The sequence below is a fragment of the Hymenobacter polaris genome (assembly GCF_012927305.1).
GTDB lineage: Bacteria > Bacteroidota > Bacteroidia > Cytophagales > Hymenobacteraceae > Hymenobacter > Hymenobacter polaris.
The window spans coordinates 114,810-134,302 of sequence record NZ_JABBGH010000004.1 but is presented as its reverse complement, the minus strand read 5'-3'; the positions used below and the strand labels follow the sequence as shown (position 1 = coordinate 134,302).

Here is a 19,493-nt window from a genome sequence, read left to right as displayed (position 1 = left end):
CCTCCAAGTTAGAACTAAACCTACCCGCTACCTGCTGCCCACCCGACTGGGGCGCCTAGTGGGGCCCGCGCACCAGGCGCCCGGCGGCGATGTCGTGGAGGACGGACTTCTCTCCCTACTCAGTTCGTCGGCCCCGTATCGGTCTTACTTTCCAGCTGGGCCTGCAAGCTGGTCGAGAGCGCCGAGAGTAGGTCTAGGCCCGTCGCCGCCTCCAGAGCATCAACGCTGGTGCGGTAGCCGCCCCAACTCGAGCTAAGCGAGTTGCTGTTGGGCGTGTTGACAGCTATCACGCGGGTGTTGCTGGTGATGCGATTCACATCGTTACTGCCCACGGGCAGCACCACCACCACTTTCCAACAGTTGCTAGGCACCGTCACGCGCCCACCAGCAATGGTAGAGGCGGGCCCGTTGCTACCCGTGCCGCCCCGGCCATAGCTGCCGCAAATAATGTAGAGTTCGTTGCCCGCGTCCACCAGCAAGCGGCAGTAATTCTCCAGATTGGCCCAGGTCTGCTGGTTGTTGTTCGGGGCCTGGGGCATCATGTTGCTCATCAGGAACGTGGCCGAGTTGTCGGTCACCGAGCCGGTGCGGTCCGCGCTGGGGCAATGGTGCCCGCGGTCGAAGCCGTAGCCAGAGTAGTCGCTGGGCTTGACCTGGTACCAGCCGCCGGGCAGGTCCGGGTCGGCGCGAAAGTCATCTTGCCGAGGGGCGCTGCCTTCCCAGGCGCTGCTCAAGTGCCAGCTCACCCAGTTGGGCTTGCCCTGGTCGCGGTTATAGCTGAGCGTGTACTGGTCTTTGACCAGCAGGTAGTTGGTGGGGCTGCTGGTGCTGGTGACCGCCCCACTGGGATTGCCCAGCGCCAAGTTGTCGTCGCGGCCGGCCGGCGCCGTGGGCGTCGCGTCTTCGGTTTTGGTGCAGGCCGCGGCCAGCAGCAGCAGCAGGCCGGCGCTCGCGCAGCGGGGAAGGTAAGGGGTCATGCCAGGCAAGTAGGCCGCAAAGGTCGGGCGCTAGGCCGTTGCCCACTACAGGCTCGGAAGCGCCTGCTGCAGTTGCCGTTGAACGTGCTGCACGTCGGGCCGAAAGTCCGCGTCATCCAGCAGGCGTTGCAATGGCAGCCAGTGCACCACGTCGACTTGGCGGGTAGGCGAGCGCACCCGGAAGGTCAGCAGCTGGTACTGCCAGCCCGCGGGCTGCCGGCGTACTTGCCCGGCGAAGCGCAGGGCCACGCCCGTGTGCCTCCCAGCCAGTTCGCCTTGGTAAAGCTGCGTAGAATCGGCCTGGGTTTGCCATTCCACCCACTTCGGGCAGGTGCGACTGAGCCAGGCGCGCAGGTGCTCGGCCTGCCACAGCGCGGGGGTGGCCGGGCGGCGGGTGGGCCCGCGAAAGACGACGGTGCCCGTCGGCTGGTCGAGGGGCCAAATGGGACTCGCCGCCGGCGGCGCCTGCTCCGCCGTGGGGCGCTGGGCTAGCGCGGGGCTCGCCAGCAGCAGTCCTAGCAGCCAACCCAGGCGCGTGCGCTTCATGCCGGCGAAGGTAGGGGACTAGCTGCACCTTTGCGGCCATGCTTCGTTTCCTGCTGCGCTGCCTAATCCTAACCCTAGGTCTAGCGCCCCTCCCTCCCGCGCAATCCTCCCACGCCCCGGTACCCCTGGTGTCCGTGCCGTTTGAGTCGGTGGGGGGCATTTTAGTGCTGCGCAACCTAGCCTTCAATGGGCTACGCGGCGACTTCATCCTCGATACGGGTTGTACCTACGCGCTGGTGGTGGAGCAAGCGGCCTTTCCCAGCCAACTACGCCCGAGCAAGTTTTCCGGGCTCAGCGCGGTGGGCGCCATTGCCCAGTATGAGTTGCCCGTCACCCAGTTCGAGTTCGGCGCCGTGCGCCCGCCGCAGGTGGCGCAGGCCACCTCGCTGGCCGCGCTGCGCCCATTGGTGGGCCCGCGGCTGCTGGGCCTCGTCGGCACGGGCCTGCTGCGCCGCTTTGAGGTGGTGATTGACTACGCCCACCGGCGCCTGAGCTGCTATGAGTTGGGCCCGCAGGCCTCCTCGGCGCGGCTGTTTACGCGCCGCGACTCGCTGGCCTTCACCCTCGTCAAGGGCTGGCCAATCACCCAGGCACGCATTGGGGCCGTGCCCGTCTCGCTGCTGCTCGACACGGGCGCCCGCGAGAACCTGCTCGATGCGGACCTGGCTCACGCTTTACCCGCCGCCGTCCGGCCGACGGGCACGCAGTTGGAGACAGTCGTCGGGCCGGCGGGGCGCACGCGGGCCCAGCGCGCCGTGTTGCCCCGGTTGCAGCTTGGTCCCATCGAGTGGCGCAACCTGCCCGTACTGCTGACGGCGCCCGTGCGCTACCAGAGCGGGCGGGCCCTGCCCTACCAAGGCCTGCTGGGCCGCACCTTCCTGGGCCAGGAACCGCTGGTCAGCTTTCACTTCGGTCGCGGTTACCTTTATTTTCTCAGGCCTCGTCCGTAACACGCCATCCTGGCGCGTAGCAGGTAGCACAGAGGCAGAAGCCCTAATAGTGGACAGCGGCAAGCTAGTTACCTGGTGCGGATAGGTCTGGCATGAAGCCTACTTCTTGCCGACAGTAGCTTACCCAGCTACCCAACCAGGGAAGCGTCAGCTATCTTCCCGCATGGCTACGTCAATCACTGCTCGCCTGTGCCACCGTGCTCCCTGGCTGAGCGTGCTGTTACTCGGTTTTTTAGGGAGTCAGTGCGCCGCCCCCTCCCGCCAACTACGAACTACCCGCCAGGGCCGGGCGACGGCTGCCACCCCACCCCAAATGGTCCGCAGTACCGAAGCGACCGAAGTCCAGCTTAACCTGGCCCACAAGCAAGGCTATGCCGAGGAGCGGGCTGAGAAGTGGTACCTTACCCACGCCGCGCCGGCCGCCCACCAGCAGCCGGCTGGCGAATACATTGTAGCCTACACCCTGAGCGCCCCCGAGGGCTGGTACGAGCTGGCTGGCCAGGCCTTGGTCTGGCACCCGCCCGCCCCCGATGCCACGGCCCACCTGCGGGTGTTCGTACGCGACGGGGCCGACGACCGGCCCTTGCCCGGCCTTACGGTGCAGGCCACCTTCACGCCGGCCGGGGGCGGGGCGCGGCCGGCCCAGGCGGTGCCCGCCGGCTGGTACCCGCTGGCCAGCGCCTACGGCACCAACGTGGCCTTACCGCCCGGCCGCTACCAGTTGCGCCTCGACCTCTCCCGCCTGCCCTTCCGCCGCCACGACCCCTACAACGGCGACCGCCTCACCCACCCCGTGGTGGTGGAGTTCGACCAGGTACCCCTCGCAGCCACCCTGGCTGCCCAGCCCCCTCTTTCCGACTTGGCCGCTGCTGACACCGAATTGGCCCAGGCCCAGGGCGATGTGGAGCACCAGACGCTGGATGCGCTCTACGAGGACGTGAACTCCGGCGGCGCCCAGCGTACAGGCGACTACCTGGTAGGCTTCGCCGTGGACTACGCACTGGCTACCTGGAATTTCGACGAAAAGAAAAACAAGTTCACCTACGAAATCGACACCGAGGAGAGCGCCCAGCTCAACGCCCACGTGGAAGCGACCGTGCAGGAGGCCCGCACCGGCCGCTTCGTACCCGGCCTGCACCTGACAGCCACGCTGACCGGGCCGGATGGCCGCGACTTGGGCACCCAGGAACTGCCCTTCGAGTGGCACCCCTGGGCATTTCATTACGGCCAGAACTGGCGGGTAGCGCGGTCCGGCGACCGCTACCGGCTGCGCCTACGGGCCGAAGCGCCCACCTTTCGGCGCTACGGCCGCACGCTGGGGCGGGTATTCGAGCGGGGCTTCGACGTAGGGTTCGACTCGGTACGGGTGGTAACGGGAGCTAAATGAGCGGCTGTATGCGAAAATTTCTACTCCTGCTGCCGGCCCTGGCTTTCAGCCTCGCGGCGCACGCCCAGCGCTCGTTTTACCGCGTGTACCAGTACGAGCAGCCCCTCAAGGGTTGGTTGGAGGCGACGCTCTGGACAACCGTAGTGCCTAGCAGCCGCCTTGACTACGAGCACTTCGGCGAGGGGCTGAGCCGCAACGGGCTATCGGCGCATTCGCTCGAATTCGAATATGGCCTTACCGACCAGTCCACTTTCGGGGTGTATCTGAATGCGGAGAACCCCGGCGGGGCGGGCTTGCAGGTGTCGCAGTTCCAGGCCGTGTACCGCTACCGACTCGCGCGGCGCTACGAGCATTTCATCAATACTTCCTTTTACCTAGGCTATATCGTGCCGCGTCAGCGCTACGATAACACCCAGGAACTAGAGGTACGCACGGTGCTGGAGCACGATTTCAATGATTTACGGGTGGTGCTTAACCCCACCCTGAGTAAAGCCATTAGCGGGGAGGAGGCGCGATTTTGGCCCACTACCCGGCTCGACGCGGGCGTGTACTACCGGCGTTTCTACCACCTGCAACCGGGCGTGGAGCTGTACAATGAGTTCGGCGAGCTGGGCGTGTTCCGGCAGCCGCACTACCACCAGCTCTTCCCCACCCTCGACCTGCGCGGCTTCGGCTTCGACCTGAATTTGGGCCTGGGCCTGCCTCTCACCTCCAGCGACGACCGCCTGGTCGTGAAAGCGTTGCTGGTGTATTCGCTGGGCGTGGTACGGCCGGAACTGCTGTTTCACCGGGGCCAGCGCTCGACGGCCAACCAGTAGCCGCTGTCTACTGAGCCAATTAGTTTCTTATCAGGTTCATGACTTATGGCGTAGGGACCATGACCTTATCGAGGACTACCTGGTAGGCGTCTGCACTCACGCTGACTTCGCCCAGGTAGGGATGGTCGAGGGCAGCAATGACGAATACCATGACCCCCACCATCAAGGCCAGCAGCCCCGTAAGCACGGCGTGTAGTCGCAGACTCACCACGATAAAGCCGTAAGAAAAGGCAATTGTAATCAGCGCGCCGATGAGCACCGCCGCCCATAATACGCCAGGCACGCTAACGCTAATGCTCTCGATGCGCTGGCGGCGCAGCTCCACCAGTTTATTAAACGTCTCGATTGCTTGGCCATGTAGCACTTGTTGACTCAAGGAAGAAACTTCTGTGTGTAGTAATTTATCTTGGAACTGCGTGAGCAGTACGCGCTCTTGGTCATTGGCCAGGCCGCGGCGCTGGGCTGGCCAGGATTACTGCACAATGTTGATTGTGTAAGTGCGCAGTTGCTGCTGCAAGGGCTGGCCCACGCCGGCAATGATGGCGGGGCATACCCGACTGCCCTAGCAAGGCCAGGCGCAGTGGCAGTCGCCGGCCTTTACCACGCGCTTGGAGGATTTGCTGAGGGTGAACTAAGTAGACTTCGCTTAGGCTGTAAGGGGAGGGCGGTTGATACAGCCTACCGACTGATGGCTAGCAAGCCCAAGAGACTAAGGGCGTAAAGACACAAGACGAGAAGTGAGTCAACCCCCATTCGAGCAATTTGCCAGCGTGGGCGAAAAAGCAGGCCATAGAGATACACGCAGGTGAGCAGCATCCCCACGCCTGTCAGGTAGAGGTCAGTCTTGCCAGCGTGGGGCAGTACCGCCTGGCCCGATAGCACGCTGGCCACCAGAAACAGTACCGGCAGGAACGCGTTGCCCCCGAAGATATCGCTGATGGCTAGCTGGTAGTCGCCGGCCTTCATAGAGGCCAGGCCAGTCGATATCTCGGGCAGGGAGGTAGCCGCGGCCAGCACTGTAGCCCCGAATAAGAGTCCGCTCATGCCCCAGTGCGTGGCCAGAGCATCCCCGCTGCGCTCCAGCACTACACCCGCTACGAGCGTGACCAGCGCCGACGCCAGGAAGATCAGCCCTGTGCGCGTCGTGCTAGCGTGGGGCTGCTGAGTTGATGCCTGGGGAACATGCTGGTGCGAAGGCTGCTGATGCCTAGGGGCTGGGCTATCCACTACTTGCCAGGGCAGCCCTTGCTGGGCTTTGCCAATCAGCCACACCCCTGTCACCCACAGTAGTAGTATCAACAGGCCCGCCGGCGGCACCCGCGCTATGAGTAGGGACGCAGGCAGCTGGCTACCTAGCAAGGCGGCGGTCAGGACGGCCAACACCAAAATGCCTTCGAGCACCAGGACTAGCGAGCCCGCCCGGTAGGTGAGTGCCGCCTTGCCGCCTAGCCCCACGATATCCAGCACGACCAGCACCAGCGTCTGCATGGCAATGCCGCCTAAGATGTTGCCAGTGGCCAGTTCTAAGTGCTGACTTCGAGCGGCGCTAACCGTGATGGCTAACTCGGGCAAGTTCGTGACCACGGCGAGCAAGAGTAGCCCGCCTAATGCCTGCCCCAATCCGAAACGAGTGGCCAGTGCTGATGTCGTGTTGGACAGGTAGATGCCGGCTACCCACACGGCAGCCCCAGCGGCCGCAAAGACGGCCAGCAGTAAAGGAATAGCTAAATGGGCGAACATAGCGCAGCAGGTCGACGAAAGAAACTGCTACGCGAAAGCCCTTGCCTAGGCTGAGTCCGTTATTAAAACTACGTACCCGATGTGTAGTGCGAGAGCATAGTAAAACCTGAGCTGGCCAGCGGAACGCGTACAGCTGGTGGGCTGGGTGCTGTACGTAGTGCTGGCCCTAGGGGGCGGCGCCTAGCTACTTGCTAAGTAGGACAGTAGATGAATGTTGCAATAAACTCTGGTATAAAAAGGCCCTTGTCACTGCTGGCAAGGGTCTTTTGCATTTAACTGCTTTTTTATTGCTGTACTTATTATCAGAGCTTTGCAGAATTTCTTTCACCCCTTTGTTATGAACCTGCGGCATCTCTGCTCTGCCCCCCATGTACACGTACATTTTGATACCTGGAACAACTGGCTTTATTTGGAGTGGGAGGGCGAGTTAACCCTAGCTGGGGTACAGGAGGCGTGCCTCGCAGTGGCCCACTGCTTCGTTTCCTACAATTATTCGCGGGTGTTCAATAATAACACCAGTCTTACCCACGTGGATTACGACGTGGCCCCTTGGCTGGCCCAGCATTTCTTCCCCAACCTAGGCCTGGCGGGTGTGCAGCAACTAGCCTGGGTATACGGCCCTGGCCTGCGGGCTCGGGAGCTAGCCGAATACGTACTGCGCTCGCTGGATGGGTCGGTGAACGTAGCCTTATTTGGCGATGCCGAGGATGCCGTTTCTTGGCTGCAGCAAACTCGGCCTGACTACGTTAGCGGCTGCGCTCTGCTACCCCGCGCAGCCCAACAAGACGCCAAGCTTACGCACATCATAGGTAAGTTCGAACAGGATGTGGCATCTACCCGGGTTGAGTCTGCCGGGTTACTTACCTAGCACGAGGCACTTGCGTAGCCAGCTCTGACGCCGCTTACCTAGTTAGCGCTAGTTTCACGGCCGTGAGCTTCTACGCCTTCCGCCTGCTCTCGCCCGTGGTACAAGTGTACTGGGTGCTCAAGCATGGCACCTTTCTGGCCCAGCGCTGGGAAGACCAAGGCGGAGTCAACCTCTACCACTGCCTAGACGAAGGACGCGGCTTCTTTGTAGAGGTCGGTATCGAGGACAAGAAGCCCGTAGTGCTGCGCAGCTTTGTGAGCGCGGTGCCGCTGGAGGACTACAGCCACTACGTTAAGCTGCCAAGATTTTAGGGGATACGACGGCGAAATACGTACCGGGTTTCATAGGTTGCGGTACTACTCAGGGTATAGGCGTTGGCCACGTTTTGGGTGCCGGTACTGGTACTGCGTAGCTCAGTGGATACCGGCGTCACTGTCAGCAACTCCCACCGGTGCCGACCTAGGTAGTTGAGCATGTCGATAATGGAACGGGACTGGCTGATGTTCTTGGCCATCTCCGCCATCTCCGGGTCGGCCACGGCACCCGGCGCGGCCTGGCCATAGTCGAGGTAGGGCCTATCCGGCGCATTGAAGTAGCGGTCGCTCACAATCAGGGCACAGTAACGGTAAGTAGCCACCGCCTCCGTAGTGGGCGCGGTCTGTGCGTACGTAGCTGTGGTACCGAGCAGGCCGGCCGCTAGCAGGAACCATTTCATAAGGTAGGGTTGAGAAGCTGGTTTATTAAATCCCCCTGCACGTGCTGCTCAAGCGTAGTATGGTCGAACCAACGCAGCTTCTAGCTCGTGCCAGTAGCCATCCCGCAAAGTCGCGCTCTTCCCAGACGAGTTTAGCTAGGGTAGCCTACAAGCACGCAAGGCACTGCTGATGGTCAAGCGAACGAGGCAGGCTCAGTTGTCCACTTTAACGCACTGGCCTCCCTGTGGTTAGCCGCAGCACCGCTCCTCATGCGCCAGCGCTACACTACCCGTAACTCGTCCTCGCGGTAGCAATCCCAAAAGCCGTCCGCAAGGCGATACACCGGCACCCGGTGTAGCAGGCCCGTGTCTGGGTGGCGCTCCTTTAGGTACCCGCGCCAGACAATGGGGTACGACTGCTCTTGCGTCATGGGTAGTACGGCGCGGCCTAACACGTAGGTAAAGCCCCCCGCCTGCGGGCGCTGCGTGACTGGCGCGGGGGCTTCGGCTGCTTTCTCTGCGGTGACTGGCATTAGCCCCGCTACTTCGTCCCCGTAATCAGGGTCCGCTATGTCGTCATATGCTACCTGCCCGGTATCGTCGTAATCGGGGTCAGCCGCCAGCTCGTAGTCCGCGTCCACCACTTCGGGGAAGTCACCGGGCGGCGCTTCCTCATATTCCGTATCGACGCTTGTTTCCCAGGTGGCCGGGTGCTGGTCCTCGTCGATAGCATAGCGTAATTTTTTAGTAGTGGCCATCTGGTCGTGATAGGGCAATTGGCGAAATCAGCTTACTAAGCTACGTGGTACAGCCTAGCCTTGTCAAGTTGCCCCGGCAACTATTCCACTCACGGCGAAGGCTTTGTACTGCTGCTGAGCTTAACGCTAAAAAGTATTTACGGCTGATTGTCAAGCACTCATGCTAACACGAATAGTTGCCTAATAGCCTAATGCGATTAGCAGTCGTTTACTTTGGGGTCCGCTCCCCTTTAGCTGCTAGCGCCTTATGCACGACGTTTTGCTCATTCCGGTGCAGGAAGCGCCCCTGCCTGGCGCTTACCTGCCCGTCTTTAGCTGCCGGATATCGGCCGGCTTTCCTTCGCCGGCCACCGACGAGCTGGAAGGCCTGTTTGACCTCAACAAGCTACTGTTTCGTCACCCCGACGCGACCTACCTGGTGCGCGTGATGGGCGAGAGCATGGCCGGGGCGGAAATTCACGCCGGCGACCTGCTGGCGGTGGACAAGCACTTGACGGCCGACCACGGGCACATCGTGGTGGCGGTTATCGAAGGCGATTGCACGGTGAAGCGCCTAGAGCTGCGGGGCGAGGACTGGTGGCTGGTGCCCGCCAACCCCGCCTACCAGCCTTACTGCGTGCGCGACACGGGCGAGGTGCACATCTGGGGCGTGGTGACGCACGTGGTGCACGAACTCATTCCGGGCCGGCTCACGGCGCTTATACAAAGCTACGATTAGGCGCTATGTTCGGGCTGGTGGATTGCAATAACTTCTACGTGAGTTGCGAGCGCGTCTTTCAGCCCCGGCTTGAAGGCCAGCCCGTGGTGGTGCTCAGCAACAACGACAGCTGCATCATTTCGCGCTCCCAGGAGGCCAAGGCCCTAGGCCTCAAAATGGGGGAGCCCTACTTCCAGGTCCGGGAGCAGTTGCGGCAGCACGGGGTGCAGGTTTTTTCCAGCAACTACGCCCTCTATGGCGACATGTCGCGGCGGGTGATGCACTACCTGGGGCAGACCGTGCCGGGGGTAGAAATCTACTCCATCGACGAGGCCTTCCTGGACCTAGGCGGGCTGCAACGCCACCTTACCCCCTACCTAGGCAAGTTGGACGAACTAGCGAGCGAAATTCGGGCGCAGGTCAAACAGCGCACCGGTATCCCAACCTGCGTAGGGGTGGCCCCGACCAAGACCCTAGCCAAACTTGCCAACCGGCTGGCGAAGAAGGACGCGGCCCTGGGTGGGGTGCTGTACCTTGACTCGCCCGAGCGCCGCCGTTGGGCCCTAGGGCAAGTGGCCATAGGCGATGTGTGGGGCATCGGCCGCCAGTATGCCCACAAGCTCACGGCCGTCGGCATCGACTCGGCGGCGGACCTGGCCAAGGTCAGCGAGGCCTGGGCTCGCAAAATGCTGGGCGGCGTAGTTGGGGCCCGCTTGGTGCGCGAACTGCAAGGCTACCCCTGCGCCGGGCTGCACCCTTCGGAAGACGGCACCCTCAGTCGACAAAGTATCAGTTGCTCGCGCACCTTTGGCCGGCCGCTCACGGCCCAGGCCGACGTACTGGCGGCCGTTACCTCGTTTCTGTCGCGGGCCGCGGAAAAGCTGCGCCGGCAGGGCGACCAGGCTTACGTGCTGACGGTGTACGTGCAGAAGAATCGCTTTGACTCCCGGGTGCCCCCGCCCTATTCGCGCTCAGCCACCCTGACGCTACCAGGCGGCCCTACGGCCGATACGCTGGTGCTGGCCCGTTATGCCGCGCACTTACTAGCGCGGGTTTGGGAACCGGGCACCGTCTACCACAAGGCCGGGGTAGTGCTCGACGGGCTGGAACCGCCCAGTAGTGGGCAGCAGTTGGGGCTGTTTGCGGCACCCGCGGCTGTGGTGGTGCCGCCGGCCCCGGTGCTGGTCACCAAGCGGGCCGACTTGATGGCCCAGGTTGATGCCCTGAATGCCCGCTACGGCCGCGGTACCGTGCGGCTAGGCAGTACCGTGCCCGCGCTAGCCGTCATGGCGGGACATACGCGCGCGCCTTGGCAGGGGCAAGCACACTGGCAGTCACCGGCGTTTACGACGCGGTTAGAAGACTTGCTGACCGTGCGCTAGTGCTCGGTTAGGTAGTTCGGTTAGTTGGCAGAGGCCGCTTGGGAGCTGGTTGTCGGCTCGTCTACCTTTGACCACCAAGCTGACACGGGCGCCCCTCTTTTCGCCATCGTCTTTTTTCTTATCCTGTACATGGTTACTACGTTCCTACAGCTGCTGGTGCTCCTGCTGCTTAGCGGGTGGGCAGGACGGGCGCAAGACCTCTCGTTCGTGCACGCCAACGTGGTGGACGTGGCCACGGGCCAGATTCAGCCCGACCAAACGGTGGTGATTAGGGACCGGCGCATTGTGCAGGTGGGGCCGGCCACCCGCACCGCGCCCGGCAAGGGGCACGTAGTGGATGCCCGGGGGCAGTACCTGATTCCAGGGTTGTGGGACATGCACACCCACGTCTACTTTGACGGGACGGCGAGCGCCGGCACCCAGCTGATTCTGCCCCTGCTGGTGGTGAGCGGCGTCACGGGGATTCGCGACATGGGCAGCGAGTTGGATTCTATTTTGTACGCCCGCGCCGCCGTGGCCGCTCACCAGCTGCTCGGACCCCGCCTGGTGGTGAGCGGGCCGATGCTCGACGGGCCGAAATCGCCCTACAAAGCGTCGATAGCCATTGCTACGGCCGAGGACGGGCGCCGCGCCGTGGCGATGCTCCAGCGCCGGGGCGTGGACTTTATTAAAATTCAGTCGCTGGTGCCCCGCGCGGCCTATTTTGCCATTGCTCACGAGGCCCAGGCCCGCGGGTTGCCGTTCGAAGGGCACGTGCCCGACGCCGTGCGGGCCCGGGAAGCGGTGGCGGCCGGCCAGCGCAGCTTCGAGCACCTGATTGGCGTGTTTGAGGCGAGTTCCACCGCGGAAGACCAGTTTGTGGCGGGTGGGGCCAAGCTGCCGGCCCGCCTGCTGGCCACCTACGACCCGGCCCGCGAAGCGGCGTTCATCCGGTGGCTGAGCCAGCAGCGGCCACCGGTGTGGCAGTGCCCGACGCTGCTCTGGGAGCGCGGCCAATGGCTGGTCGATAGCCTGGCGTGGCGGCAGGACCCCGACCTAGCCTACGCGGGGCGCAGTTGGGTGCTGCAGCGCTGGCCCAAGGCCCAACTCGGCATCGCCCGCAGCCTAGATACGGACCCGCTGGCGGTGCGCGCCCGGTTTGTGGACCACGAGTTGGGCCTCGTGCGCAAGCTGCACGCCGCGCACGTGGGTTTTCTGGCTGGGACGGATATGCCGGCGGGCGTAGACTTAATTCCCGGCGTGAGTTTACACCTAGAACTGCAGCGCTTTGTGGCGGCTGGCTTTACCCCGCTCGAGGCCTTGCAAACGGCGACGCTTAACCCCGCCCTGTTTTACCACCGCCAGCAGGACTTTGGGGCGGTGCAGGCGGGCCGGTTAGCTGACCTGGTCCTGCTCAGCGCCAATCCCATAGTCGATATTGCCAATACGCGCCGCATTGTGGGCGTCGTGGCGGATGGGCGTTACCTCTCGCCGGCCGCCTTGGACAGCTTGCGCCAGCACTTGCAGCAGGTCGCTACCACGAAGTAAGCACTGGGCGAGCTGGCTCAAGGCCTGGCCAGCCTGCTACCCCACGTCCTGGTCAGCCGCGGTAACCCGCGACTAACTGCCAACACGACCCTTTTGGGTAGACCTAGGAGGCGACCTACCGAAGGCGTCTGCCACTTCCGTCACGCGGCGATACCGCCGACTACTCCGCCGGCTTGGGCGCTGGGTAGCTTACTTTGCCGCCACCTAACGGGCCCCTGCGGCGGCCCCGCCCTCGCCTATGCTTCCTTCGGCTTCCGCTGCGCCCGCCCCCGCCTTCCCGACGTCGGTGCCCTTCCTCATCGGCAGCGAAGTAGCCGAGCGGTTCAGCTACTACGGCATGCTCACCATCCTACCCACGTTTCTGGTGGCGCATTTCTTCAACCCCACCCACCACACGCCCTTCACGGCCGGGGCCGAGGCCCGCGCCAATGAGCTGGTGCATTCGTTTGTGGCGCTGGGCTATGCGCTGCCAGTGGTAGGGGCCCTGCTGGCCGACTGGGTCCTGGGCAAGTATCGCGTTATCCTCTATCTGTCCCTGTTGTACTGCGGCGGGCACGCGCTGCTGGCCGCTTTTCACGCCAACCTAACCGGTTTCCGGCTGGGGCTGCTGGTGGTGGCGGTGGGCATGGGCGGCATCAAGTCGAGCGTGACGGCCAACCTCGGTGACCAATTCACCCCGGCCAACGCGGTACTGTTGCCCAAAGCCTACGGCTGGTTTCAGCTAGCTATCGACATGGGGGCGGCACTGGCCACGGTGCTCACCCCATTGCTCTATGCTCACCACGGGCCGGCGGTAGCTTTCGGGGTGCCGGGGCTACTGATGGCCACGGCGACATTCCTCTTTTGGCTGGGGCGGCGGCGCTACGTGCGGGTGCCACCCACCGGCCTGCGGGCCGGCCTGCGCCAGACGCTGGGGCCGGGCGGCCCTGCGCCGCATCGGCGCGGTGTTCGTGCCCGTGCTGTGGATGCTCAACGAGCAAAGCGCCTCGGAGTGGGTCTTACAGGCCACCCACCTCAACCGCGAATTGTGGCCGTGCTTCACGCCGCTGGCCGAGCAGCTGCAGCTGGCCGGCATTGTGTTCGGCATTGGGCTGAACCCGCTGCTCACCTATGGCCTCTACCCGGCCCTGGCCCGGCGCGGGGTGCGCGCCACGCCGCTGCGGCGCCTGGGGGCGGGCATGGTGGTGGCGGCGTTGGCGGTGGGCATCGTGGGCGCGGTGCAGCGCCGCGTCGACGCGGGTGCTCACCCCTCGGCCTGGTGGCAGGTGCTGGCCTACTGCGTGCTGGCGAGCGGCGTCATCACGGTGGCCATCACGGGCTTGGAGTACGCCTACACCCACGCGCCCAAGGCCCTAAAAAGTCTCACCACGGCCCTGTGGGTGCTCACCATTGCGGCGGCCAACCTGGGGCTGAGCTTGCTCAACGGCAGCCTGGCGCGGGGCGGCTGGCTGGCGGGCCTGCACGGGGCTAATTTCTACTGGTTTTCCGTGGCCCTGATGGCGGTCAACGTCACCTTATTTGCGGTAGTGGCCGCGCGGCTACCCGAGCGGGTGTTCGTGGGGGGCGCCGCCCGCTAAGGGAAGCTAAGCTGGTCGTCTGGGTCTTGGGCGTTTGGCTGGCCTCGCTCGCTAGCCGCGTCAGGGCTCAGCTGCGCAGGGGCTGCCAGCTACCTGGCCTAAAGCCAGGCCTACTTTAGAATGATTTGCTACCCTGAGGAGCGCCTCCGCTGCATTTCTAAGCACCGCACGCCAATAAACCAGCCCCCCGTACCGCGCTTTTTTTCGACTCTTTGCAAGGTATTGTTACTAATAAGGGGAACCCCCAACTCGGTAGCCCAGCAGCTTCTCTGCTGGTGATAAGGCCGCGAAGGGGGCTAATTATACATAGCCCTTACTGCCATCGAATGAGGCTAGCAAGGAGGGCCTACTAGTCGGTGTAGCGCGTAAAGACAGGCAAAAAGCAAATCCCTGAATCGCTGAGCTTATAACGTCAAGTAATCGTGGGTTCAATAAACGTTATAGGCCCCTCTTTTACATTCTAGATACCGTGGACTGCAACACGTAAAACGGGTTATTCGGCCTATTATAAGCTGGGTGTTACTCTTTCAAACACCAGAGTTCGTTGCCCCCGGTGGGAATGTAGAGCTTCCTGTTTGCCACGAGCGGGTCTGATAGGCCGTAGTTAAAAGCCTCCTTGAAAAGAAGCTTACCGGTCTGGCTATCCAGGCAGTACAAATTGCGAGCCGTGGTACCAAAATAGATGCCTTGCTGGAAGCGACAAAACTGAGTAGCTACCTCTTCTTTCGGTTGTAATTTAGTGACCCACAACAGCTTTCCCGTGCTAGTACTCAGACAAACCACTTGTTCATCGTACGTAGCCACAATAACTTGACTGTCTTGCACAAGCGGTTTGAATAGAGCCTCACACTTCAAAGCCGTATTCCAGATTTCTTTGCTGCTCGCATAGTCGAGTAATTTAACTTGCCCGCCCTTGTAATATCTATCGTTGCATACCACCAATCCTTCGGGTGAGGCGACGGGGTCCGAACTAGTATAGTTCGGATAACTAATGGCCCACTCTAGCTTACCTGTTTTGCTATCTACTGCTACTAAGCTGTCCGACAGTCCCCACATACCAACGTAAAGTCTATCGGCTCGCAACAGAGGCTGGTTGGTTGACAAGCTTACGCTGGGTTGCGACAAGTGCCAAATAGTCTCGCCAGTACGCGCCTTTACTGCCCACAAGCCATCATGGCGGACTGGAATGTACAAGATGCTATCTCGCGCAAGCAGCTCATTCTTAACGCGGCTAGCTGTTTTCCGCTTCCAAACTAGCTTGCCCGAGGAATCGAGGCAGTACACGTTTAAGTCAAAGCTGGAGAAGTATACTCTATTCCCGGAAATAACGGGTTGATAGTATGGGGCATCCCCCGTTTTAAAAGCTAATTTGAGTTTGCCATCGGCTAGATTAGCCGTGCAAAACGCGTTGTCGAAGCTTCCAAAATAGAGCAGACTATCCTTCAGAAGGAGCGAAGAAGTTACCCAATTGAGGCTAGGGTTTCGCCAGAGCAGTCTCACATGCTCTCGGCTGTCATCGACTGGTTTGCGGTCGGCAGAGCAGGCTACTAGGAAGAATATTAAATAGATAAGTACCGTCTTGCCAGTCATAATGAATGCTCTTTGGTAGAGATGGTTCTCCGCCAAAGTACTATAATTTGCAGCTAGTGCCATTGAGGGTAAAAACGCACATATTCCAAGGTTTGTCCGAGAAGAAAGATTATGTTATTCAACTATTCCCAGGAGAAGAGCGAGAAAAGAGCTACTTGTCATTGTGCCTAAAGTCCTATCTTCTTACTCCTAAAGGGGGTGCTTAATTCCTAGTTGATGTCGTTTGCGTTCAGCGTAGCGATACTGGCTATCGCAAAAGGTAAACGAGTGCGAGAAATCAACGCCCTAATAGCTGGTGGAAGCTCTGTGAGCAAGAGTGGCCTAGCCGGGTAAGCGACCAGATGATAGTAATTATCGTAATCAGCTAGGTCAGTTTTATCAAAAACGAATAGCCCGCGCTTAGCGGAAGTAGCGTAGGCCTGGATGTAGCGATTATAGGCGTGACTATCTGATAAGCTTGGTACTACCACTGGTAGGTTAGGGTTAAAATGGGCCGTGGTAGTTTCCGTGGATAGGGTGAGGAAGTAGTGATGCAACTGGGATAGGGCCTCACTGGATGAAGCAACCGAGCTAGGCAGGGTGCCACCACAGGAGGAAAACTGCACGAGATAGCCGTTTGGGTCTACCGCGTACCAATCAAAATCCGTTATTTCCTGGTCAATGCTACTGATTTCCATAAGGGGAGACAACTTGAAGCTACTAAGCTATGGGTGAGGTCTAGCAGATGTTTAGTGCCAAGCCTTATTAAATCATTGGTATCAATTACTATCACCGAGCTTGTCACATTTCTTAAACGAACCTCTTAAAATGTGACAGGTTCAGGATAGCCTTCTGCTGTATTCGTTTAGGCCACCGGTCCATACAGACAATAAGACGCGGTGGCCCCAATGCGGATAAACGCCTCGTCGTCAAGCCCAAGCACCAGATGCACAGGCCCACTGCCTGGCTGCGGCATAAACCATGTCATATCCAACTCCTGTGGCTCTTTGAAGCCGATGTATTCGAGACCGATAGGAAAGTGCAACCCCTCACTGAGTTGCAGAAAGGTGGTCTGCTCAAAGACGAGGGTTATGTACGCGGGCTCGGTCGGCTTTACCCACTCGCCCGTTAATTTGGCGAAGCCTACGTAACACGTTGTCGCCGTGCGGTGCACCCGCACCACGTCGTAGCAGTTATGCAAATCGAAATAGCCCGCTGCCGTATCGAGGGCAATTAATTGGTCAATGCTGTAGGCAAGCTCCATCGTTTTTTGGTCCGCAAAAGAGGGCTAAGCGGGTGCTGCTACTAAGTATTTATGCATGGTAGCCACCGGCACGCCAGTGGCCAGCTGAATCTTCTTGAAGCTGAGACCTTCCCCACGCAAGCGCCGCAATTCGGTCACCACCTCGTCGGCCAGCGCTGGCCGGCCAGGAGCCTTACTACTGCGAGCCTGGCCAGCCTTGATGCGCTCGGAAAAGCGCACGCGCTCCTGCTTGGCGATGGCCGCTAGAAAGCCGATGATGGCCTCACGGAACATCCCCGTACTGTCGAGGTACTGTTCCGTAAAGGACTTGAACTGCACCCCGGCCGCTTGCAGCTTCTGCAAGTGGTTAAGCGTTTCGGTCACGCCCTCGCGGCTGAAGCGGTCGAGGCTCCAAAATAGGACCACGTCGAAGCGCCGCTGGTGGGCATCGACAAAGAGTTGCTGAAACTGTGGCCGCTCACTGCTACCGCCGCTTTCCTTGTCGCAGTACTCCTGATAGGGGGTGTAGCCTAGGCGCTCGGCAAAAGCGCGCAGCTCGCGGAGTTGGTTTTCGTTGGTCTGGCCTTTGTCTTTAGTCGAGATACGAGCATAGATGGCAGCGGTCATGATGCGGGCTTCGTAAGATAGACCGTGAAATCATTGAATGGCTCAACTAGCTCACCATCAATAAAAGTCTGTGGGTAGTCAAATTCGCCGTCTATCAGGACGGATACTGAATCTGCTTCATAAAAGACCACGAAATAGCCGCCCTTTAGTTCAGGTGGCTGCGTCAAGGTCAATGTTTCTCCTTGACGCAGGTAGGATACCTCTGCCCACGGCTCTAGCTGCACCGCTAGCTTAGGGTGAATCTTATTCTCTAAGTGAAAGACGTTCATCGTTCGCAAACCTACTGTTTTTCGAACGGCTTTCCTACCCACGCCAAAGGCCCCGAAAACGCAGGTTTTTGGGGCCTTTTTCAAGAGGGTTTTTCGAACGCCTCCAGTGTGAGGCTTACCTAGTCAAGCCTAGGGACGTTTTACAAACTGTAGTCTGTCTGCTCCGGGCTTGCTATAGTTCGAAGCATTTATACCACATTGGTCGGATCAGCCGTACATGCAATCCATCCACTTGTGTATCATCAAACTCCCAAATCACGTTCTCGTTCAGCCCACTTGGTACCATGCGATAGAAATAGCGCTTTGGGCTCGCCAGTAGTGGCTGAAGGTAGGCTCTCGTTTTGGCATCTAAGAGGGTCTTGTAATTGGCGTGGGTGAGGCGTCGATGCGGCAAAAGCGCGTCAAGAAAGGTAGTTAAAAACAACGACCGATCGCGTAAGACTAAGCCATTCAAAGCAGCATTCAACGGGCGGGTAACCACCAAATCTGTCTGGAAAAACGTTGTATCTGTATTGGTCTTTTCCCCTAGTCTCGTTTCGTCGCAGAACGGCACGAACCATTTTTTACTCCCTTGGCGAAGCACAATAAATCGGTTCTTGTCACAGTAGTGTCGTCCTGGCCATCCATGCAACTCCACATGCACGTGATTGACCGAATCCCAGCGCTGGCTCCTCACCTGACAGATATCGTGTACGTTGCGCAAACTATCGCGCCAGTAGAAGCGCGTGCCAAAGCAATACTGCCCCGAATAAACCTGCTTTAAGATAAAATCCCTCTCCGCCTGCTCAGATTGTAATTTGGTCACAGGTGGCCTTTCGTCGCCCTTTGAACAGGCACTCAGCCCATAAAGCAAAGTAGCAAAGCATAGGAGCAAGTTCTTAAAAGTGGAGGGCAATAGAACTAGAGGTGAACGCAAGCAAGAAGGGTTGAAGTGGCTTGCTAAAAGTAGTTAATTATCCCACTTACTGCTTTTCACCTAGGTTAGTCAACAGGCACCCTGCGGGGGTTCAGAAAGTCCATTTCCGCGCAAGTGGCTCAGAAAGTCCTTGCTAAGTGCATTCCTAGCGTGTGGAGGGGCTTCAGTAACTCCAAAACTGATGCGTCAGGAAGGTGCGCCTTTTTTAAGTAACATCCTTTTCCTAGCTATTAGCTAGCCGATTCCTAATAGGGGGTCAAGCGCGTTGCCTGGCCAAAGGCCGCATAGGCGCTCGCCTTAAACTGGTAGAGCTGACTGGGACGATGCGACACGTTGGTTTCCAGCTCGGCCAGGGCCTCCACATAGGGCAGGCCTTTCACCCATTTGCGAAAGTTGCGGTTGTCCAGTGGCGCTTGGTAGAGTGCTTCGTAAAACCGTTGCAGTTGGTTGAGCGGGAACTTCGGCGGTAAGAGATAGAACGGCACGGGTCGATTTCGCGCGGCTTCCTGCACGCGCTGCCACGCATCCTGCACTTTGCGGGCGTGGTCAAAGGGGAGCGCGGGTACGTGCGGCAAGGCAAACCATTGCGCCAGGTGGGTGCGGTCGGCCGCCGGCGCGTAGTGCGCCCACTCGAGTAGGGCATAGTAACTCACCGAGGCTAAGCGCTGCCCCACGGTCGGATCGGTCAGGGCATAGGCGCGCACCTGTTCTAAGTAGGGGACGGTGACGCCGGTTTCCTGCCGCAGCTTACGCGCGGCCGTCACGGCAAAATCTTCCGGCTCGTCGACGAAGCCCCCTGGCAGGGCCCACTGGCCTTTCGCTGGTTCGTTTTCGCGCTGGACCAGCAACACTTTCAGCTGGTTGTCCCCGGGGTCATAGGCGAGGATAATACAGTCAACAGCGAGTTTAAACAGCATAGATCTTGGGTAAGCGTATTTAGTACGCTAA

General features: G+C 60.3%; 21 protein-coding genes and 2 pseudogenes. 10 read left to right on the top strand and 13 right to left on the bottom strand.

The features are described from left to right. Positions 1 to 119: 119 nt before the first annotated feature. Together HHL22_RS22310 and HHL22_RS22305 are read right to left on the bottom strand one after the other, a co-directional pair. Positions 120 to 977 (bottom strand): DNA/RNA non-specific endonuclease, encoded by an 858-nt coding sequence (locus HHL22_RS22310; protein ID WP_169533648.1) that lies wholly within the window; start codon positions 975 to 977, stop codon positions 120 to 122. 45 nt (positions 978 to 1,022) lie between these two features. Further along, positions 1,023 to 1,523, bottom strand: coding sequence for a hypothetical protein (locus HHL22_RS22305; protein WP_169533647.1), 501 nt, complete (start codon positions 1,521 to 1,523; stop codon positions 1,023 to 1,025). A gap of 38 nt (positions 1,524 to 1,561) precedes the next feature. Between HHL22_RS22305 and HHL22_RS22300 the strand changes: the two genes are divergently transcribed. The 3 genes from HHL22_RS22300 (at position 1,562) to HHL22_RS22290 (ending at position 4,678) form a co-directional block, all read left to right on the top strand. Continuing rightward, positions 1,562 to 2,473: a retropepsin-like aspartic protease gene (locus HHL22_RS22300; RefSeq protein ID WP_169533646.1), complete on the top strand. Its 912-nt coding sequence runs from the start codon at positions 1,562 to 1,564 to the stop codon at positions 2,471 to 2,473. 313 nt (positions 2,474 to 2,786) lie between these two features. Further along, entirely contained in the window at positions 2,787 to 3,860 is a 1,074-nt protein-coding gene (locus tag HHL22_RS22295) for a hypothetical protein (protein ID WP_169533645.1), read from the top strand. An 8-nt stretch (positions 3,861 to 3,868) separates the two neighbouring features. Next, positions 3,869 to 4,678 carry a hypothetical protein gene (locus tag HHL22_RS22290; RefSeq protein ID WP_169533644.1) on the top strand — a complete coding sequence of 270 codons (810 nt, stop codon included), beginning with the start codon at positions 3,869 to 3,871 and terminating at the stop codon, positions 4,676 to 4,678. Between the two features lie 43 nt (positions 4,679 to 4,721). Here the strand turns inward: HHL22_RS22290 and HHL22_RS22285 are convergent. Continuing rightward, positions 4,722 to 5,138 (bottom strand): annotated as a pseudogene (locus tag HHL22_RS22285) (bestrophin-like domain); the annotation flags it as partial. Positions 5,139 to 5,356: 218 nt separating this feature from the next. Then, positions 5,357 to 6,418 carry a sodium:calcium antiporter gene (locus HHL22_RS22280; protein ID WP_169533643.1) on the bottom strand — a complete coding sequence of 354 codons (1,062 nt, stop codon included), beginning with the start codon at positions 6,416 to 6,418 and terminating at the stop codon, positions 5,357 to 5,359. 337 nt (positions 6,419 to 6,755) lie between these two features. Here HHL22_RS22280 and HHL22_RS22275 point away from each other — a divergent pair, with 337 nt between their 5' ends. Continuing rightward, positions 6,756 to 7,286, top strand: a complete 531-nt coding sequence (locus HHL22_RS22275; protein ID WP_169533642.1) for a hypothetical protein — start codon at positions 6,756 to 6,758, stop codon at positions 7,284 to 7,286. 62 nt (positions 7,287 to 7,348) lie between these two features. Then, positions 7,349 to 7,597, top strand: coding sequence for a hypothetical protein (locus tag HHL22_RS22270; protein WP_169533641.1), 249 nt, complete (start codon positions 7,349 to 7,351; stop codon positions 7,595 to 7,597). Here HHL22_RS22270 and HHL22_RS22265 read toward each other — a convergent pair. Continuing rightward, on the bottom strand, positions 7,594 to 8,001 hold the full coding sequence (locus HHL22_RS22265; protein ID WP_169533640.1) for a hypothetical protein: 408 nt from the start codon (positions 7,999 to 8,001) through the stop codon (positions 7,594 to 7,596). The two genes, HHL22_RS22270 and HHL22_RS22265, sit on opposite strands and share 4 nt — an antisense overlap. Positions 8,002 to 8,261: 260 nt before the next feature. Beyond that, the gene (locus tag HHL22_RS22260; protein WP_169533639.1) at positions 8,262 to 8,738 is read right to left on the bottom strand and encodes a hypothetical protein; all 477 of its coding nucleotides are present in this window, start codon (positions 8,736 to 8,738) and stop codon (positions 8,262 to 8,264) included. Positions 8,739 to 8,985: 247 nt separating this feature from the next. On the opposite strand from HHL22_RS22260, the gene HHL22_RS22255 reads away from it, so the two are divergent. The 5 genes and pseudogenes from HHL22_RS22255 (at position 8,986) to HHL22_RS22235 (ending at position 13,921) form a co-directional block, all read left to right on the top strand. Further along, positions 8,986 to 9,456 carry a LexA family protein gene (locus HHL22_RS22255; RefSeq protein WP_169533638.1) on the top strand — a complete coding sequence of 157 codons (471 nt, stop codon included), beginning with the start codon at positions 8,986 to 8,988 and terminating at the stop codon, positions 9,454 to 9,456. 5 nt (positions 9,457 to 9,461) lie between these two features. Next, complete coding sequence (locus tag HHL22_RS22250) at positions 9,462 to 10,817, top strand: Y-family DNA polymerase (protein ID WP_169533637.1); 1,356 nt, start codon at positions 9,462 to 9,464, stop codon at positions 10,815 to 10,817. A 129-nt stretch (positions 10,818 to 10,946) separates the two neighbouring features. Next, on the top strand, positions 10,947 to 12,344 hold the full coding sequence (locus tag HHL22_RS22245; protein ID WP_169533636.1) for an amidohydrolase family protein: 1,398 nt from the start codon (positions 10,947 to 10,949) through the stop codon (positions 12,342 to 12,344). A gap of 238 nt (positions 12,345 to 12,582) precedes the next feature. After that, positions 12,583 to 13,179, top strand: a pseudogene (locus tag HHL22_RS24540) (POT-type proton-dependent oligopeptide transporter); the annotation flags it as partial. A 109-nt stretch (positions 13,180 to 13,288) separates the two neighbouring features. Then, complete coding sequence (locus tag HHL22_RS22235; RefSeq protein WP_169533635.1) at positions 13,289 to 13,921, top strand: POT-type proton-dependent oligopeptide transporter; 633 nt, start codon at positions 13,289 to 13,291, stop codon at positions 13,919 to 13,921. Positions 13,922 to 14,440: 519 nt separating this feature from the next. On the opposite strand, the gene HHL22_RS22230 is transcribed toward HHL22_RS22235, so the two are convergent. The 7 genes from HHL22_RS22230 to HHL22_RS22200 all read right to left on the bottom strand — a co-directional run bounded on the left by HHL22_RS22230 (position 14,441) and on the right by HHL22_RS22200 (position 19,462). After that, the gene (locus HHL22_RS22230) at positions 14,441 to 15,574 is read right to left on the bottom strand and encodes a PQQ-binding-like beta-propeller repeat protein (protein ID WP_169533634.1); all 1,134 of its coding nucleotides are present in this window, start codon (positions 15,572 to 15,574) and stop codon (positions 14,441 to 14,443) included. 146 nt (positions 15,575 to 15,720) lie between these two features. Continuing rightward, entirely contained in the window at positions 15,721 to 16,188 is a 468-nt protein-coding gene (locus HHL22_RS22225) for a hypothetical protein (RefSeq protein WP_169533633.1), read from the bottom strand. 167 nt (positions 16,189 to 16,355) lie between these two features. Then, a complete protein-coding gene (locus HHL22_RS22220; protein WP_169533632.1) occupies positions 16,356 to 16,754 on the bottom strand; it encodes a hypothetical protein in 399 nt (132 codons plus the stop codon). A gap of 24 nt (positions 16,755 to 16,778) precedes the next feature. After that, positions 16,779 to 17,360: a recombinase family protein gene (locus HHL22_RS22215; protein WP_169533631.1), complete on the bottom strand. Its 582-nt coding sequence runs from the start codon at positions 17,358 to 17,360 to the stop codon at positions 16,779 to 16,781. Further along, positions 17,357 to 17,629, bottom strand: a complete 273-nt coding sequence (locus tag HHL22_RS22210; protein ID WP_169533630.1) for a hypothetical protein — start codon at positions 17,627 to 17,629, stop codon at positions 17,357 to 17,359. Before HHL22_RS22210 ends, HHL22_RS22215 begins: the two co-directional genes overlap by 4 nt. A gap of 172 nt (positions 17,630 to 17,801) precedes the next feature. Beyond that, positions 17,802 to 18,524 (bottom strand): hypothetical protein, encoded by a 723-nt coding sequence (locus HHL22_RS22205; protein ID WP_169533629.1) that lies wholly within the window; start codon positions 18,522 to 18,524, stop codon positions 17,802 to 17,804. Positions 18,525 to 18,790: 266 nt separating this feature from the next. Further along, positions 18,791 to 19,462: an NUDIX hydrolase gene (locus tag HHL22_RS22200; protein ID WP_169533628.1), complete on the bottom strand. Its 672-nt coding sequence runs from the start codon at positions 19,460 to 19,462 to the stop codon at positions 18,791 to 18,793. Between the last annotated feature and the right edge of the window lie 31 nt (positions 19,463 to 19,493).